The sequence below is a fragment of the Nocardiopsis ganjiahuensis DSM 45031 genome (genome assembly GCF_000341085.1).
Lineage (GTDB): Bacteria > Actinomycetota > Actinomycetes > Streptosporangiales > Streptosporangiaceae > Nocardiopsis > Nocardiopsis ganjiahuensis.
The window spans coordinates 64,602-82,298 of record NZ_ANBA01000020.1; the positions used below are offsets into that span (position 1 = coordinate 64,602).

Here is a 17,697-nt window from a genome sequence, read left to right on the forward strand (position 1 = left end):
CTGGAATCGTGTCCTCCAGGAGGGGGAAGGTGCGGGTTCGCGTACGCGGGGCCCGGGGCGGCTCGGTCCCCGTGCGCCGGGTCAGGGGGTGCCGGGTCAGGGGGTGCTGGGCCAGGTCCCGGGGCCGTGGGCCAGGGAGGGGTCGATCCGGTTGACCAGGGCCGAGACCACCTGCTCCCGTCGCGGGGCGAGGTAGAAGTGGTCTCCGGGGAAGACCCGCACGTCGACGCCTCCGGTCGTGGTCTCCGACCAGCGCCGGGCCAGGGCCGCGTCGACCTCGGGGTCGTCCCGGCCGAGGAAGACGCTGACCGGGCAGGTGAGGGGCGGTCCCGGGAACGGTCTGTACCGCTCGATGAGCCGGTAGTCGTTGCGCACGTAGGAGAGCACGGCCTCCCGCAGAGCGGGTTCGGCCAACACCTCGCGGTCGGTGCCGCCCAGGCGCAGGAGCTCCTCGACGAGGGCGTCGTCATCGGCCAGGTGGACCCGCCCGGGAGGTGCGTCGGCGGGCGCCCTGCGGCCCGAGGCGATCAGCCGCTCGGGCTCCGGGAGGCCCCGGTCGCGCAGTGCGCGTGCCAGTTCGTAGGCCACGGCGGACCCCATGCTGTGGCCGAAGAGGACGCAGGGGCGGTCCAGGAGCGGCGCGAGGTCCCCGGTCACGGCGTCGACCACCGCGGCCATGTCGTCGACCGGTTCCTCGCCGAAACGGTCCTCCCGGCCGGGGTACTGCACGCACACGAGGTCGACGGTGTGCGGCAGGACCGAGACCCAGGAGCGGTAGGCGTTGGCCCCGCCGCCCGCGTGGGGCAGGCACACCAGCCGGACACGGGCGGCGGGGCGGGGGCGGAATCGGCGCAGCCAGGATCGGGCAGTGCTCACGGGGTGTCCTCCAGGGTGGTGCGGCCCAGCTCGCCGGCTGCCAGCGGGCGGGGCGGGGCGGGGCGGACGATCTCCGGCCGCCCCAGCTGGGTGGTGGTCTCGTGCCACAGGCGGCACACGCCGAGGTCGAACTGGCCCCGTGCCAGCGGGTCGGTCCCGGCACGGACGTCCTCGGCGAACCCGGTCAGCGCCCGTTCCAGGGCGCGGGGCCACAGAAGGTCGAAGACCTCCCGGTAGGTGGGGGCCTCCGTACCCTCCAGGGGCGAGGTCGCCGGTTGGTCCAGGTGTCCGGTCCCCGGCCCGGTGGTTCTGAGCCGCCCGTGCTCGTCGCGGGGCGCGTACAGCCGGGGGTGCCACAGCACGGGGCCGTGGGTGTCGGCGAGGGTGAGGACGCCGTCCTCGGTGCCCAGGGCGAGGCGGTGCCAGAGCAGGGCGTGGTTGTCCCCGTCCGAGGGGTCCATCTGGTTCTGCACCCGCAGGGTGAGGGGGACGCCGGCCACGGTCCCCTGCAGGACCCGGTAGGGCTGGGCCCGTGCCGCCAGGGCCGTCACCTCGGGATCGGCCTGGAGCGGGCTTCCCAGGGCCCAGGGCCGGAGCCCGCCCAGGGCGCGGGCCAGGACGTCCAGGAGCGGGTGGAGCACCTGGATCGCGGAGGTGGCGTCGATGAACAGGAAGGGGCCGCGTCCGCGCAGGACGCCGGCGGCCTCCAGGAACCGGCGGACCGGCTCCACGTGGCGGTAGAAGGGGTTGAGGTGGTAGACCGCCCCGTTGCGCCGTGCCAGGCGCAGGGCACCGGCCAGCTCGTCGTGGTGGACCGGGTGTTCCTGGATGACGTGGACGCCGCGACGGAGGAGGGCGTGGGCGAGTTCGCCGCCCGCTCCCCCGGACACCGCCGATCCGACCACCACGCAGGCCGCGTCGATGTCGTCGGGGAGCTGATCGGGGTCGGTGTACAGGGGCACCCCCAGGTCCTCGGCGTAGCGGCGGGAGTACTCCCCTCCCCGGGTGAGCAGACCGCTCAGCTGGAAGGTGTCCCCCATCCCCAGCAGGGCCCGGACGTAGAAGCGCCCGAAACCGGTCCCGCAGACGACGACGCGCAGGGGCGGCCCGCTCACAGGGCCCCCTCTTCGAGGTCGGCGGCCGCGGCGCCCTGCCACAGGTGCAGCGCCGCGGTCCCGTCCCCTTCGAAGAGGGCCTCGACCGTGGCGCCGGGATCGAGCACGTCAGCCGCGTGGTGGACCCCCGTCGGTGTTTCACCCAGGGCCGCCGCGGCGGTCGCGGCGGCCCCGACGCGGCCCGTCATGCGGTAGCTGTCGGTGAAGCGGGCGAGGAGGGTGTGCGGCGCACCGGAACCGTCGACCAGCGAGTACACCATCTGGTAGTAGGGCGTGTTCCCGACCAGGTCCAGGTCGGCCGCGCGGCGCAGCCGCTCCGCCGTCTCCGGGCCGCTGTCGGCCCGGCCCACCGCCGAGGTGAGCACGGCCCTGGTCCGCGCGCCGGGGTGGACGTTGTACCAGTCCAGTCGGCGGAGTCCCATCGAGGCGGCCAGGCGCCGGGCCTCACCGGTCAGGAAGGGTTGGACGAAGACGGTCCCCGGGAAGTGCGGGGCCCGGGCCCCCTCCTGGGCACGCAGGGCGCCCTCGACGACCGCCCCTTCCCTCCAGGCCGCCAGCGGGTGCCCGAACGCCGCCGCCGGAATGCTCCCCCCGGGGAGGGAGAGCAGCAGGTCGTCGGCGGCGGCCCCGGTGCACCGCTCCAGGCCGCCGGCGTGGACGGCCGCCTCCCGGAGCCCGCGGCCCCGCGCGAACCAGCGGGGCAGCAGAGCGGACAGGCCCGGCAGGACCCCGGCCGAGAGCAGCACGCGGCGCCCCTCGGCCAGGGGCGATCCGGCCAGGCGGTCGTGGACGGGGCTGTCGCCGGTCACGTCCACGTAGTCCGCGCCGGCGGCCAGGGCGGCCACCGCCACCCGGTCCAGGATCCGGTAGGAGGGGCCCGCACAGTTGAGGACCACGTCGCAGCGGTGGCAGAACGCTTCGAGGGACTCGGCCGAGTCCACGTCCACGGAAACCGCCTCGACCGGGCCGCCGAGTTCGTCGGCGAGGGCGCGCAGGGGGCCGGCGCGGCGGGCTCCCAGCACCAGCCTTCCGCGGCTCAGGGAGCGCAGGGCGTGCGCGGCGTGACGGCCCACCGCACCGGAGGCGCCCACCACTCCGATCACGGCGTCTTCCAGGGCTCTCACCGGGCCACGTCCCCTCCGGTGACGGCCTCCAGGTGCTTGAGCACACCGGGGGCGTAGGGGGCTCCCAGGAGGCTGAAGTGGTCACCGGGGACCTCGACGACGTCCAGGTCGCCCAGCACGAGGCGCTCCCAGTAGGCGATGACGCTCTCCTTGTTCCCCGGGAAGGGGTAGGCGCCGCCGTGGCGCAGGAAGGTGACGTCGCCCGCGTAGGGCTCGGGCTCGTACCGGGAGATGGCGAAGACGCTCTGGCGGAAGATGTGGAACATCTCGGTGAGCGCTTCGGGCGTGTAGGTCCCGGCGGAGGGCGGTACCGCGGCGCACATCCGCTCGATGCGCACCTCGCGCGGTACCTGCGCCAGGGCCTGGAAGCAGGCCGCGACGTCGGCGTACTCCCCGGTCAGGCGCGCGATGGCGCCGTCGGGCAGCAGCCCGGGCGTGTCCGCCAGGAGCAGGTCGGAGGCGGCCGAGACCCGGTTCTCGTCGGCCGGGAAACCGACCGCGACCGGGTCGATGCCCATCATGACGGCGAAGGCGTACTCGGAGATGAGTTCGTCGTCCAGGCGGAACGGCGGCCGGTGGGTGCTGATCGCGGTCAGGGAGGCGACCTCGGCCCCGGCCTCGGTCAGGGTCCGGGCGACCTCCGTGGCGATGAGCCCGCCCAGGCAGTAGCCGACGACGTGGAAGCGGTCGCCGCCCCGGTCGAGCAGGGCGCGGGCGTAGTCGGCGGCCCATCCCTTGATGACGGTGGCGGGGTCAGCGGACAGGAAGGCGGGGATGTCGGGCAGCTCCAGCCCGACCAGGGTCGACTCCCCGTGCGAGCGGCGCCGGATCTCGGTGATCAGGGAGCGGTAGGGGATCAGTGTCCCGGTTCCGGCGTGGACCAGGGCGGTGACCACGCCCCCGCCGGGGCCGTTGAGGGGGACGTAGGGGTCGGCCCGGCCCGGTTCGGCGGCCGCGACCTGACCCGACAGGTCCCGCAGGTAGGAGGCCAGGCCGGCGACGGTGGGCGTGCGGAGCATGTGGCGCAGGACCACCTCCCACTCGATGTCGCCGACGTCGGGCACGGCCTCTCCGAGGCGGCCCACCATGCGCGCCACCAGCAGGGAGTCGCCGCCCAGGTCGAAGAAGTCGTCGTCGCGTCCCACCGCGGTGCGTTCGAGCAGGTCGGCCCAGAGGGCGCACAGTGCGCGTTCGAGGTCGTCCCGGGGTTCGGCGGTGACGGCCGCGGTGTCGGTACCGCTCTCCTCGTCGGGCAGCGAGCGCACCAGCGCGGCGCGGTCGACCTTGCCGTTGGCGGTCAGCGGCAGGGAGTCCGGCAGTCCCCACTGGCCGGGCACCATGTACTCCGGCAGGCGTTCGGCGGTGTGCCGGGCGAGTTCGTCCGCGGTGACGGGGACGCGGTCGGTCTTGAGCCTGGTCAGGTACAGGCTCTGCCCGGTCCCGGTGAGGCGGTCCCCGGCGGTGGGCAGGACCAGGGGCTCGGTGGCCCCCGCGGACTCCAGGGCCGTCGCCCACTGGTCGCGGGTGAGGAAGGTCTGGTCCCGCTCGGTCCGGGCGTCCCGGTGCCCGCCGTCCAGGCCTTCCAGGAACTCCATGGAGACCAGGAGGGCGGGGTCCCGTTCGAGGGTGGTCTCGATGAACAGCAGGTGCCCCGCGGGGGCGAGCACCTCGCGGATCCGGGCCAGGGCGGCGTCGGCGTCGACGGCGTTGTGCAGGACGTTGGCGGCGACGACCGCGTCGAAGGAGTTGGGGGCGTGCCCCTGGTCGGCGAGGGGACGGTTCAGGTCGAACAGCCCGAAGCGCACCCAGGGGAAGTCGGCGAAGCGCTCCCTGGCCTCGTTGACGAAGAACGGGGACACGTCGGTGAACAGGTACTCCACGTCGTGTCCGGCGAGCGCCCGGACGACCTCCTCCGTGGTTCCGCCGACACCGGCGCCGATCTCCAGGACCCGCAGGGGCCGGTCGGAGGTCCTCGTGGACGCGGCCTCGGCCAGGGCGGCGGCGGTCGCGGAGTTGAGGTGGCGGATGGCCAGGTTGTCCCGGTAGGCGCCGGCGGCCGTGTCCGTACCGCTGCCGGGGAAGAGCAGGCTGCGCACGTCCAGGTCACCGCGGAGGAGCTCGGGCAGGCGGTCGGAGCAGGTGCGCATGTACTCCAGGACCTCGGTCCCGTAGTCGACGGAGCGCTCCAGTTCGTTCAGGCGGGTCCAGGCCCGGCTCTGCTCCTGCGCGGAGACCGGGGTGAGGCCGTCGAACCGGTCGCCGTCGCGGCGCAGCCGTCCGGCCTCGCAGAGGGCGTCCAGCCACCGCCGCACCAGGCGGTGGTGGCGCCGGTCGGCGTCGAGTGCCGCGACGACCTCGTCGGCGGTGTGGCCTCCCCCGTGGAAGAGGCCGGCTTCGGTGAGAGTGCGCGTGAGGGCTCCCAGCGCCGTGGACCGCATCGCCTCCAGGAAGGACTCCAGCGCGTCCCGGTCCAGTTCCGCGGTGGCGGACTCGACCGCGCGCGCCGCGCTCCCGGCCATCCCCTCGTCGGTGGAGCCGTACTGCGCCAGGCTGTGGCGGGCCGGCTCGGCGAAGGCCACCAGCCTCCTCTCCTCCCTGCCGCCCACGGCGAGGACGGCGGCCGCGTCGACGGCCGGGTGGGACAGCAGGGCCGATTCGATCTCGGCGAGTTCGACGCGGTGTCCGCGGATCTTGACCTGGTCGTCCTCGCGGCCCAGGAACTCGATGTCGCCGTCGGGGTGGTAACGGCCGAGGTCACCGGTGCGGTACAGGCGCTCTCCCGTGTGCGGGTGGCGGACGAACCGTTCGGCGGTGCGGGCCTCGTCGCCCAGGTACCCCATCGCCACGCCCGCGCCCCCGATGTGCAGTTCCCCGGGGACCCAGTCGGGGCGGGCGCGCATGTGCCCGTCCAGGACGTGGAAGGTCTGGTTGGCGAGGGGGCGCCCGTAGGGGACGCTGGGCCAGGCGGGGTCGGGCTCCCCGATGGGGTGGTGGATGGACCAGATGGACCCCTCGGTCGCCCCGCCGAGGCTGAACAGGGAGAGGTCCGGCAGGTGGGAGCGCACCCGCTCGGGGAGGGTGAGCGGGATCCAGTCACCGGAGAGCATCGCCAGCCGCAGCGAGGCGGGTGCCGCCGAGGGTGCGGCGGTGAGGTAGTCGGCGAGCATCCCCATCTGGGCGGGAACGGAGTTCCACAGGGTCACCCCGTGTTCGGTGACCAGCTCCGCCCAGTGGGAGGGGTCTCCGCGCCTCTCGGGGGCGGGCAGGACCACCGCGCCGCCTTCGGCCAGGGGCCCGAACAGGTCGTAGACGGACAGGTCGAAGCCGAGCGCGGCCAGTCCCAGGACCCGGTCCCGGTCGGTGACCCCGAACCTGAGGTTGACGTCCTCGATGGTGTTCAGGGCGGATCTGTGGCTGATCATCACCCCCTTGGGGGTGCCGGTGGAGCCGGAGGTGTAGATGACGTAGGCCAGGTCGTCGGGGCTCACCGGCCGGGGCGGGACCCGGGGCGGGACGGCCTCGGCGGGGACGGTGTCCACCTCGACGGTCCGGACGTGTTCGTCCTGGTTGCCGGCCTGTCCCAGCCAGGACTGGGTGAGCACGTACCCCACCGCGGCGTCCCGCAGGACGGCCTCGCGCCGGGCGGCGGGCTGGGTGGTGTCCACCGGAACGTAGGCCGCGCCCAGCACCAGGGCCGCGTAGGCGGCGACGACCTGTTCGACGCCCTTGTCCATCACGATGGCGACCCGGTCCCCCGGCGCGCAGCCCTCGGAGCGCAGCGCACCGGCCACGCCCCACACGCGCGACCACAGGTCGCCGTGGGAGACCGTGCCGTCGGCGGAGATGACGGCGGGGGCCTCGGGGGCCCGCAGCGCCGCGGCGAGGGGGCGTTCGTACAGCAGTGCGTCGGGCAGGGGCGCCTCGGTGGCGTTGGCCCGGGCGCGGGTGCGCGCCTGGTGTTCGGGGAGCGCCACCGGGGCCTCCTCGTCCCAGGTCCCGCCGCTCAGGGCCAGCCGGGTCAGCAGCTCGGTGTAGGCGCCGAAGGCGTCGGGGGCCAGGCCCGGGGGCAGCACGCCCTCGCGTACGTCCCACCGCACCGCCAGGGAGTCACCCGCGCGGGAGACCTGGCAGTCCAGCCACACCTGGGGGGTCTGGGACAGCCCGTGCACCTCGCGGTCGGCCCAGGACCCGGCGGAGGCCTCCGCCTCGGTGCCGATCGCTCCGGTGAAGACCACCGGCATGAGCACGGCGTTCTCCCCGCGGCGGCGGGAGAGTTCGGCCAGCACCTCGTTGCCCGTGTACAGGACGTGTTCGAGGTCCTCCGCCATGCGGGCCTGCCGCGTGCGCGCCCTCTCGGCGAAGGTCCCGCCGTCCTCGGCGCGCACGGCCAGCAGCGTCAGGGAGGTGAAGTCGCCGACCAGACGGTCGGTGTCCGGGTGGAGCGGCAGACGCTGGGAGACGGGGAGGTTGAGGGTGAAGTCGGGCTTGCGGGACCACAGGGACAGGACCTCGGCGTAGGCGGCGAGGGCCACCGAGGAGGGGCTCAGCCCGTGCTCGGCGGCGCGTTCGCGCAGGGCGTCCCAGATCCGCGGGGGCAGGGTGGCCGACAGGCGGGTGAACCGGCCCGAGGTGTCGGTCGCGTTCTCCGCCCGGGGCAGTTCGGGGGCCGGGGGGAGGTCGTCGATCCGTCCCGCCCAGTAGGCGCGGTCCCGCAGGTAACTGGCTCCCCCGTGCAGGGACCGGCGGGCGACGACGTAGTCGCGGAAGGTCGCCTCCAGGGCGGGCAGGAGGTGCTCGGGGTCCTCGTACAGGGCCGCGAGCTCCTCCAGCAGGAGCCGGACGCTGGCGTAGTCGACGGCGAGCAGGTCGGCGGACAGGTGCAGCCGTGCGCCGCGGTTCCCACGGGTCAGGTGGAGGCGGACCAGCGGCCAGGACGAGGGGTCGGGCACCAGGTCGCGCATGCGTTCACGGGCGCGGGCCGCGTGCAGGCCGACGTCGGCGTCACCGATCTCGGTGACGGTCAGCGACTCCCCCGGCGCCTCGGGCAGGACCTTCTGGTGCCCCTCGGAGAGAACCACCGCCCGGAGCATGTCGTGCCGGTCGAGCAGGGCGGCCCAGGCCTGTCGCAGACGGTCGGGGTCGAGGTCGTCGAAGTCCATTTCCACATACGCGTGGCAGGCCACGCCGCCGTAGTCGTAGGCGGAGCCGCGGCCGATCAGGTAGGCGGTCTGCACGTCGGTCAGGGGGAAGGGCTCGTGGCGGGCGCCCGGGTCGGGGACCAGGCCCGGTTCGGACTCGGCCTCCAGGAGGGCGAGGACCTCGTCCCGGTGGTCCCGCAGCAGCGCGCGGTGTGCGTCGGTGAGGGCGTTCCGGGGCGCGCGGAAGTGGATGCGCCCCTCTGCCGACCAGAGCTGGACACCGCGGGAACGCAGCTCCTCGAGCAGTTCGGGCAGGGTGGCGGAGGTGGTGTGCACGGTGGGTTCTCCCGATGGGGTGCTGGGGCGTGCGTGGGTGGGGGTCGGAGCGGCAGCCCGGTGGGGACCGGAGAGGGCGTCAGATCACCCCGGTCCGGACGTCGTCGCCGGTGTGCGCGCGGACCTGGTCGGCCAGGGACGCGAGAGTGGGGTCGGCGAGGAACGAGCGGACCGACAGTCGGTCGTCCACCCGTTGGCGCAGGAGGGTCATCATGCGGACGGCCAGCAGGCTGGTCCCTCCCAGGACGAAGAAGTTGGCGTGCCGGTCGTCGACCGCCGCCTCGAGCAGGTCGCCCCACAGCTCCGCGAGCATCTTCTCGGCGGCGTCCGCGAGGGGCTCCCGGCCCTGTCCGTCCCGGTCGGCGGCCAGGGTTCCCAGCGCCGCGGTGTCGACTTTGCCGTTGGGGGTGAGGGGGAGCTCGTCCAGCACCGTCACGTGTCCGGGGACGGCGTGGCCGGGCAGGTGCCGGGCCAGGTGCCGGACGAGTTCGGCGGGGGTGGGGGCGTCCGTGCCGGAGGCGACGAAGGCCGCTGTCGTGCGGGCGCCCCGCTCACCGGGAGCCACCACGGCGGCACGGCTCACGTCCGGGTGCGCCTCCAGCGCGGCCTCGATCTCACCGAGTTCGAGCCGGTGCCCGCCGATCTTGACCTGGCGGTCGGTGCGGCCGAGGAACTCCAGGACCGTCCCGGGCCGGTAGCGTCCCCGGTCCCCGGTCCGGTACCAGCGTTCCCCCTCGTGGTCGACGAAGCGGTCCGCGGTGCGTTCGGGGTCCCCCCGGTAGCCGAGGGCCACCCCGGCGCCCCCGATCCACAGCTCACCCGGCACCCAGTCGGGGCAGTCCCGCCCGTGGGGGTCCACCACGCGGTAGCGCTGGTTGCGCAGCGGGTAGCCGTAGGGCACCGAGGTCCAGCCGAGGGGCACGTGCCCGCCGTCGAACGCGTTGGACCAGATCGCCGCCTCGGTGGCACCGCCCAGGGCCACCAGGTGTGTGCCGACAGCGGCCCGGTTCAGGGCGGAGGCCAGGTCGGTTCCGACCCAGTCACCGGAAACCAGGGCCAGCCGCAGGTCCGGAGGGAACCCGTCCTTCCGGGAGGCCAGGACCAGCATGTCCAGGAGTGCGGGGACGGTGTTCCACACGGTCACCCCGTGGTCGGCGCACAGGGAGCGCCAGCGCTCCGCGTCACGTCGTTCCTCCTCGTCCGGCAGGACGAGCGCGCCGCCCGCGCCCAGGAGCCCGAAGACGTCGTAGACCGACAGGTCGAAGTCCAGCGCGGACAGGGCCAGGACCCGGTCGCGGGGGCCGACGCGGTAGCGCTGGTTGATGTCCTCGACGGTGTTGAGGGCGGCGGTGTGGCTCACCTCGACGCCCTTGGGTTCACCGGTGGAGCCGGAGGTGAAGATCGTGTACGCCGCCTGTGCGGGGTCGGGGCGCACCGGGCTCTCGAGGGGCGCGGACTCCAGCAGGTCGGCCACGCTCGCCGACCGGGGGGCGCCGGTCCCGTCACCGATCGCGAGGACCGTGCCCGCCGCCCGGTGCACGCGTACGCGCCGTAGCTCGGGCTGGCCCGCCCCGACGGGCACGTACACCGCTCCGGCCGCCAGGACGCCCAGGACCGCGCAGACCTGTTCCGGCCCCTTGGGCAGGCAGACCGCGACCGCGTCGCCGGGACGCACGCCGCGCTCGACCAGGCCGGCGGCGATCCTCAGGGCCCGGTCGGCGGTCTGGCCGTGGGTGAGGGTCTCCTGGTCGGTGATGAGGGCGGGCGCGTCCGGGCGTCGGGGGGCGCCGCCGAAGAAGGCGTCCTGCAGCAGCCCTTCGGGCGGGTCTCCCCCGGGCCGGCCGGCGCTCGCCCTGGAGCGGCTCTGCCCCTGGGGCAGCAGGCGGGACACCGCACGTCCCCAGGCCTGTTCACCGTCACGGGCCAGGGTGCTCAGGAGTTCCAGGTAGGCGGCGAACATGGCGTCCAGCACGCCGGGGCGGAAGAGCTCCTCGACCGCGTCCCAGGAGACCTCCAGGCTCCCGCCGCTCTCCATGACCTGGTTGTCCAGGTGGACCTGCGGCGACTGCGACAGCCCCCAGACCCTGCGGGGGAACTCGGGGGACCGGTCCATGGACACGCCCGTGCCCACTCCCAGGGATCCGGTGAACACCACCGGGATCCCCGGTTGGGCGGTTCCGGTGCGCCGCGCGAGTTCGCGCAGGACCCATTCGGCCGAGGCCTCCCGGTGGTCCAGGTCCCGGCCCAGGAGGTGCTGGAGCGCGCGGGCCGCCTCGACCGGGTCCTCCCCGGGTTCGCGCCGGTAGGAGGCCAGCGAGAGGGAGGTGAAGTCCCCCAGGACCCGTTCGACGTGCGGATGCGCGTCCTGGCGGTTGAAGAGCGTGAGGGTCACGCTGAGGCCGGTCTGACCGCTCCAGGCGCTCAGCACCTCTCCGTAGCAGGCCAGGAGCAGGGCCGACGGGGTGATCCCCACCGTGCGCGCCAGCTCGGTGAGGGCGCTCCACTCCTGAGGCGCGAGGCGTCGCGAGCGCCGGGTGAAACGGGGCCGCTCGATCTCAGCGGGGTCCACGCGCAGAGGCAGGTCCGGCGCCGGAGGCAGCTCGGTGATCCGCTCCCGCCAGTAGTGGCGGGCACGCTCCTCCGCGCCGGGGTCGGTCCCGACCTGGGTGAGGTAGTCGCGGAACGTGACGTCCACGGGCTCCAGACGCGCGTCGGGTTCGCGGTAGAGCAGGTCCAGCTCGGTGTAGAGGGTCATGATGCTCAGCGCGTCCAGCACGAGGTAGTCCAGGCCCACTCCGAGCCGGACCCGTTCGACCCCCTCGCGGGTGTAGCGCAGGGCGCGGACGTCGAACAGGGGCCACCGGGTCGGGTCCAGGACCTGGTGGGCCATCGTGTCGCGGAAGGCCTCGAGCGCGGGCCCGGGGTCCCGCTGTTCGCGGGCGTCGGTCACAGGGATGCGCACGGGCGGGGCGCCGGGCAGGACCCGCTGGTTGCCGTCGCCGTCGAAGACGGCTCTGAGCATGTCGTGCCGAACCACGAGGCGGTCGAGCGCGTGTTCCACGCGCCGGAGGTCGACGTCCTCACCGTCGAACTCGGTGTAGTGGTAGGTGCCGACCCCGCCCAGGGTGAAGTCGGGGCTGCGGCCGGTCAGGTAGGCCCGCTGGACCCCGGTGGCGGGGAACGGGTCGTAACGGGTGTCGGCGTCGTGGCGGACGCGCTGGTCGACGGCGGTCTCGCCGCGTTCGGTCAGGGTGGCGGCGAAGTCCTGGAGGACCGGGTGGGCGAACAGTCGCGACACGCGTGCCCCGGGGTGGCCCGCGCGCCGGAGGGCGGCCACCGCGCGGGTGGCCAGGAGCGAGTCGCCGCCCAGGGTGAAGAAGGAGTCCGTGCGGGCCGGTTCCGGTGCTTCCAGCAGCTCGGACCAGACCCGGGCGACCAGCGCCTCGGTCTCTCCCCGCGGGGGCTCGTGCCGCCCGGTGCCCCCGGAGAGGTGGTCCCGCAGGTGCCGGGTGACGGCGGCGCGGTCGGGTTTGCCGTTCGGGCTCAGGGGGAGTTCGGGGAGCTCCAGCACCGGATCGGGGACCATGGCCTGGGGCAGCAGGGTGTGGGTGTGCTTGGCGGCGGCGTCGGCCGTACCGTTCCTGAGGGCCTCTCGCGGGACGACCACGGCGGCCAGCCGGGGCGCGGGGCTCTCGAGTACGACGGCCACCGCCGCGGACACGTCGGGGTGCGCGGTCAGGGCGGCCTCGACCTCGCCGGTCTCCACCCGCACACCGTTCACCTTCACCTGGTGGTCGTTCCGTCCCAGGAACTCCAGGGAACCGTCGGGGGTGTGGCGGGCCAGGTCCCCGGTGCGGTACCAGCGCTGACCGCGGCTGGTGACGAAGCGTTCGGCGGTCAGCTCGGGGGCGCCCCGGTACCCGCGTGCGAGTCCGGCGCCCGCGACCCACAGCTCTCCCGGGACCAGGTCGGGCCGGTCGCGTCCCAGGGCGTCCACCACACGGCAGGAGACGCCGGGCAGGGGGCGCCCCCAGGGCACGCAGGACCAGGAGGGGTCGGCCTCGTCCACCTCCAGCAGGGTGGAGTGGACGGCGGCCTCGGTCATGCCGCCCAGGGCGAGGAAACGGCACTCGGGCGCCTGGGCCCTGAGCCGCCCCGCGAGGGCGGGCGCGATCCGGTCGCCTCCCAGCAGCACGGCCCGCAGGGGCGGCATCGGCGCCGTACCGGATTCCACCGCTGACAGGAGCATGTCGAGGAAGGCGGGGACGCAGTTGAGCACGGTCACCGCGGTGTCCGAGGCGGTGCGGGCCCAGCGGTCCGCGTCACGGCGGTCGCCCGACTCGACCAGTACCGCCGCCCCGCCCACGGACAGGGGGGCGAACAGGTCGAACACGGACATGTCGAAGTCGTACTCGGCCAGGCAGAGCGTCCGGTCCGCTCCGCCCGCGCCCAGGGCGGTGGTGAGCACGTCGACGGTGTGGGCGGCGGAGCGGTGTTCGACCTCCACCCCCTTGGGGTCTCCGGTGGAACCGGAGGTGAACAGCACATAGGCCACGGAGTCCGGTGACGCGTTCCGCCCGGTGGCCGGGGCCAGGCCCCGGGTCTGTTCGACGGTGAGGACGCCCGCCTCGGAGCCGGGCCTCAGGTCCGGGGTGTCGGTGAGCACCAGTTCGGGTGCGCCGAGCGCCAGGATCCGCTCGCGCCGCGCCGCGGGTTGGGCCGGGCTCACCGGAAGGTAGGCGCAGCCGGCGGCGAGCACGCCCAGGATCGCGGCGACCTGGTCCGCGCCCCGCGGCAGGTGCACGGCGACGGTCGCTCCGGCCGGCACCCTGGCCTGGACGCCCGCGGCCACGCGCAGGGCGCGGTCGGCCAGGTCCCCGTAGGTGAGCGCCTCCCCGGCGGCCGGCACCAGGGCGATGTCCCCGGGGTGGGCGCGGGCGTGGGCGAAGAAGGAGGCGTGGAGCGGTCGCGGGGCGGGCTCGGGCAGATCGAGTGCGGTCGCGGCCCGGGCGCGCACCTGCGCGGCCGAGGGGACGGGCTCGAAGCGGCTCTCCCAGGCCCGCGGATCGTCCACCAGGCTTTCGACCAGGTTCCGGTAACAGTCGAAGGCCGCCTCCATGGTGCCGGGCTCGAAGGCCCGGGCGCGCAGGTCCCAGTTGAGCAGCAGGCCGTCGTCGAGCTCGGTGACCTGCGCGTCCAGCAGGACCTGGGGTCCCTGGGAGATGATCCAGGAGGGGCGGCCGAAGCACTCCTGGACGTTGTCGGTGAACAGGGGGCCCAGCCCGATGGCGCTGGTGTAGACCACGGGCGCGAGGACCGGGGTCCCGCCGTTGCGGCGGGTCAGGTCCCGGAGGACCTCCACTCCCCCGTAGGCGCCGTGGTCGACGGCGCGGTGCAGGTCGCCCTGGAGGGTGCGGGCGCGTTCGGCGAAGGGCACCGGGGTGGTGGTGTCCACGCCCAGCAGTACGGAGCTGCTGAAGTCGCCGACGAGCCGGTCGACCTGCGGGTGCAGCGGCGCGCGGTCGAAGAGCGGCAGGTTGAGGCTGAAACCCGGGTCGGCGTTCCAGGCGCCGAGCACCTCGGCGAAGGCCGTGGCCAGGGCGGCCGCGGGGGTGACCCCGAAGTCACGGGCCCGTCGCTCGAACGCTCGCGCGCGCTCCGGGGTGAGCCTGTGGTGCAGCCGGGTGGAACGGGTGACGGGGTCCGTGGGGCGGGCCGGTGCCTCGGCCTCCGGGCGGACGGGCAGGGCGGGCGGGGGCGGGATCTCCGCCAGGCGCGTCCGCCACCAGTCGCGGGCCCGCTCGCGTGGTCCGCTCCCGCGCTCCCGCCGGTCGGCGAGGTAGTCGGCGAAGCCGTACTCCAGGGGCGGGGCGTCCTCTCCGAGGTAGGCGCCGCGCAGGTCCTCCAGGAGCACGCGCAGGCTGAGCGCGTCCGCGACGATCATGTCCAGGTCCACGTGCAGGCGGGTGGCACCGCCGGGGAGCAGGCTCAGGGCGATGTCCAGGACCTCGCCGGCCGCGACGTCCATGCGCCGGTGGGTGGCCTCCTCCCTGATGGTCTCCAGGGCCTGTCCCACCTCGTCGGCGGTCGCCTCGCGCAGGTCCCGCACGGTGACCGCCGGCTGGGCTCCGGCGGGTTCGACGCGCTGGAGCCCGTCGTCGTCGAAGCGGGCCCTGAGCATGGGGTGGCGCTCCACCACGGCGCGCAGTGCCCGGGCCAGACGGTCGGGGTCGACCCCGGCGCCGTCGAACTCGGTGTAGAAGTGGGCCGCCACGGCACCGAGGGGCTGGTCGTCCTGTCGGCCGATCCAGTAGGCGTGCTGCATGGTCGCCAGGGGGAACGGCTCCCCTTCGGCCCGGTGCCGGACGGTCTCCGGTCCGGCGGCGAGGGGGACCGCGACCGCGTCGCGGAGCAGCGCGCTCCAGGCGGCGACCGTGGGCACGGCCGCCAGGTCCTCGAAGGTGACGTCGAAGCCCTTCTCCCTCCAGGCGCCTGAGAGCCGGATCATCCCGAGCGAGTCGAGTCCGTGCTCGAAGAGGTCGTCGGTGTCGGTGAAAGCCCTGGTCCCGAGTACCTCGGCCACCTGTTCGCGAACGGTCTCGATCATCGGTCCGGCTTCGTCTGTCACTGAGCCGCGCACCCCCTGTGGTCACATTGGACCCGACAAGCAATAATGAAAACCGTTTTCATTGCCGGTATGTCCATGTATAGCACCGGCGGGAGTACGGGGTCGACCCCGGATCCCGCAGAATCCGGAGGGATCGATGTCACAGGAATGGCCGCGGAGACCGGAGGATCTGGCCCGCCGCTACCGCGAGCAGGGCTTCTGGGAGGACGGGCTGCTGGACGGCCTGCTCAGGGAGCAGGCCGCCCGGCAGGCGGACCGTCCGGCACTGGTCTCGGGCGGCGACCGCCTGTCCTACGCGGAGCTGGACGCCCGCGTCGACCGGCTGGCCTCGGGGTTGGCGGGGCTCCCGATCCGCCGGGGCGAACGCGTCCTCGTGCAGCTGCCCAACCGCACCGAGTACGTGGTCACGGTCTTCGCCCTGTTCCGGATCGGGGCCGTGCCGATCCTGGCCCTGCCGGCGCTGGGTCCGGCGGACCTGGAATCGCTGGTGCGCACCGGCGGAGCCGCCGCCATGATCGTCGCCCCGGGGCGGGGGCCGGGTGCCTCATCAGCGGTCGCCGAGAGGATCGCCCGCACGGCCCCGTCCGTACGGCACCTGGTGGTGACCGGCGACCCCGGCGGCGGCGAAGCGCTGCCGTGGGACTCCCTCCTGTCCTCCTCAGCCGCACCGCCCACCGGGCCCGCCTCCCCGGAGCGCTCCCCCGACGACCTGGCGCTGCTCCTGCTGTCCGGGGGCACGACGGGCACCCCCAAGCTGATCCCGAGGACCCACGCCGACTACCGCTACAACGCACGGGCCTCGGCCGGGGCGAGCGGAGTGAACGGGGCCGCCGTCTACCTGGCCGTCCTGCCCGTCGCCCACAACTTCACGATGGTCTCCCCCGGCATCGTGGGCACCTTCGCGGTCGGGGGCACCGTGGTCCTCAGCCCGGACCCGAGCCCGACGACCGCGTTCGAACTGGTCGAACGGGAGGGGGTGACCATCAGCGCCCTCGTCCCGGCCCTGGTCGGCCCGTGGCTGGAGGAGGCCCGCAGGTCGGGGCGTGACCTGAGCTCGCTGAGGGTCCTCCAGGTGGGCGGGTCCCGACTGGACGAGGCCACCGCCCGGCGCGTGGGACCGGCACTGGGCTGTCGGCTGCAGCAGGTGTTCGGCATGGCGGAGGGGCTGAACAACTACACCGGCCTGGACGACCCCGAGGACCTGGTGTGCACCACCCAGGGCCGTCCGCTCTCCCCCGCCGACGAGGTCCTCGTGGTGGACGAACAGGGAGACCCGCTACCCGCGGGAGCGGTCGGGGAACTCCTCACCCGGGGCCCCTACACGCTCCGGGGCTACTACCGGGCACGGGAGCTGGACCCCCTGCGCTTCACCCCCGACGGCTTCTACCGCACCGGAGACCTCGTCACCCGCTCCGAGAACGGCGACCTCACGGTCGTGGGCCGGGTCAAGGACCAGATCAACCGGGCGGGTGAGAAGATCGCCGCCGTCGAGGTCGAGGAGATGCTCATGGCGCTGCCGGGGGTCCGGGGCGCCGCCGTGGTGGGCCTGCCCGACCCGGTGCTCGGTGAGCGCTCGGTGGCGCTCCTGGTCGTGCCGGGCCAGGAGTGCCCGACCAGGGACGAGGTGCGCGCGCAGATGTCGGAGCGCGGAGCCGCGGCCTTCAAGGTGCCCGACGAGGTACGCCGGGTGGGGCGGCTCCCGCTCACCGGCGTGGGCAAGGTGGACAAGAAGCGCCTACGCGAGGAGTTGATGCGGGAGGAGCTGACCCGCGGCTAGCCGGGCGGTGGCGGGCGGGGTGCCCCGCCCGCCACCGGTCAGGTCTCGAGCGCGGCCAGGGCCTCCTTGGTGGTCACCGTGCCGGCGCACCGGCGAGCGGCGTAGGAGAGGGCCATCTCGTGCTCGCGCGCGGAGAAGTCGGCGACCGCGTCTCCCACGACGAACACCTGGATGTCCCGCATGAAGGCGTCACAGGCGGTCATCAGGACACCGATGTGGGCGTACACACCGCACACGACCAGCTGGTCCCGCCCCAGAGCACGCAGCCGCTCCTCCAGGTCGGTGCGGACGAAGGCGCTGTAGCGCCACTTGGTCAGGACGACCTCGTCCGGGCCGGGGGCCAGCTCGTCGACGATCGCGCTGTGCGAGGGATCGTCCCTGAGCCCGTCCCCCCACAGGTCCCGCAGCAGACCCCGGTCCTGTTCGCTCTGGGATCCGGGTTGGGCGGTGAAGATCCGGGGCACCCCGTTCGACCGGCACCGGTCGAGCAGCGCGCCGGTGTTGGCCAGCAGCTCCGGGACCGGTTCGCTTCCCGGAGTGAAGGCGTCGAGGAAGTACCGCTGCATGTCGTGGACCAGCAGGGCACAGCGTGACGGGTCGATCTTCCAGTCCATCCGTGTGTCGGACGGGACTCCCGGCATGGGATAGGGGTCAATGGCGGGCAGCGCGGACACGGCTCTCCTTCGAGGCGCGGGGGCGGGAA

Annotated in this window: 7 protein-coding genes; 1 reads left to right on the forward strand and 6 read right to left on the reverse strand. The window is 74.2% G+C overall.

What is annotated here, in order from left to right; genetic code table 11:
• Window positions 1–96: 96 nt before the first annotated feature.
• The 5 genes from D458_RS0126175 to D458_RS0126195 all read right to left on the reverse strand — a co-directional run bounded on the left by D458_RS0126175 (window position 97) and on the right by D458_RS0126195 (window position 15,196).
• A complete protein-coding gene (locus D458_RS0126175) occupies window positions 97–876 on the reverse strand; it encodes a thioesterase II family protein (RefSeq protein WP_017589676.1) in 780 nt (259 codons plus the stop codon).
• Window positions 873–1,991: a Gfo/Idh/MocA family oxidoreductase gene (locus D458_RS34320; RefSeq protein WP_040702801.1), complete on the reverse strand. Its 1,119-nt coding sequence runs from the start codon at window positions 1,989–1,991 to the stop codon at window positions 873–875. The genes D458_RS0126175 and D458_RS34320 overlap by 4 nt, the downstream gene beginning before the upstream one ends.
• Window positions 1,988–3,115 (reverse strand): saccharopine dehydrogenase NADP-binding domain-containing protein, encoded by a 1,128-nt coding sequence (locus D458_RS0126185; protein ID WP_017589677.1) that lies wholly within the window; start codon window positions 3,113–3,115, stop codon window positions 1,988–1,990. Before D458_RS0126185 ends, D458_RS34320 begins: the two co-directional genes overlap by 4 nt.
• Window positions 3,112–8,589 carry a non-ribosomal peptide synthetase gene (locus tag D458_RS0126190; RefSeq protein ID WP_017589678.1) on the reverse strand — a complete coding sequence of 1,826 codons (5,478 nt, stop codon included), beginning with the start codon at window positions 8,587–8,589 and terminating at the stop codon, window positions 3,112–3,114. Before D458_RS0126190 ends, D458_RS0126185 begins: the two co-directional genes overlap by 4 nt.
• 79 nt (window positions 8,590–8,668) lie before the next feature.
• The gene (locus D458_RS0126195; RefSeq protein WP_017589679.1) at window positions 8,669–15,196 is read right to left on the reverse strand and encodes a non-ribosomal peptide synthetase; all 6,528 of its coding nucleotides are present in this window, start codon (window positions 15,194–15,196) and stop codon (window positions 8,669–8,671) included.
• Between the two features lie 157 nt (window positions 15,197–15,353).
• On the opposite strand from D458_RS0126195, the gene D458_RS0126200 reads away from it, so the two are divergent.
• Window positions 15,354–16,994: a (2,3-dihydroxybenzoyl)adenylate synthase gene (locus D458_RS0126200; RefSeq protein WP_017589680.1), complete on the forward strand. Its 1,641-nt coding sequence runs from the start codon at window positions 15,354–15,356 to the stop codon at window positions 16,992–16,994.
• A 38-nt stretch (window positions 16,995–17,032) separates the two neighbouring features.
• On the opposite strand, the gene D458_RS0126205 is transcribed toward D458_RS0126200, so the two are convergent.
• Window positions 17,033–17,635 (reverse strand): isochorismatase family protein, encoded by a 603-nt coding sequence (locus D458_RS0126205; protein WP_040702817.1) that lies wholly within the window; start codon window positions 17,633–17,635, stop codon window positions 17,033–17,035.
• Between the last annotated feature and the right edge of the window lie 62 nt (window positions 17,636–17,697).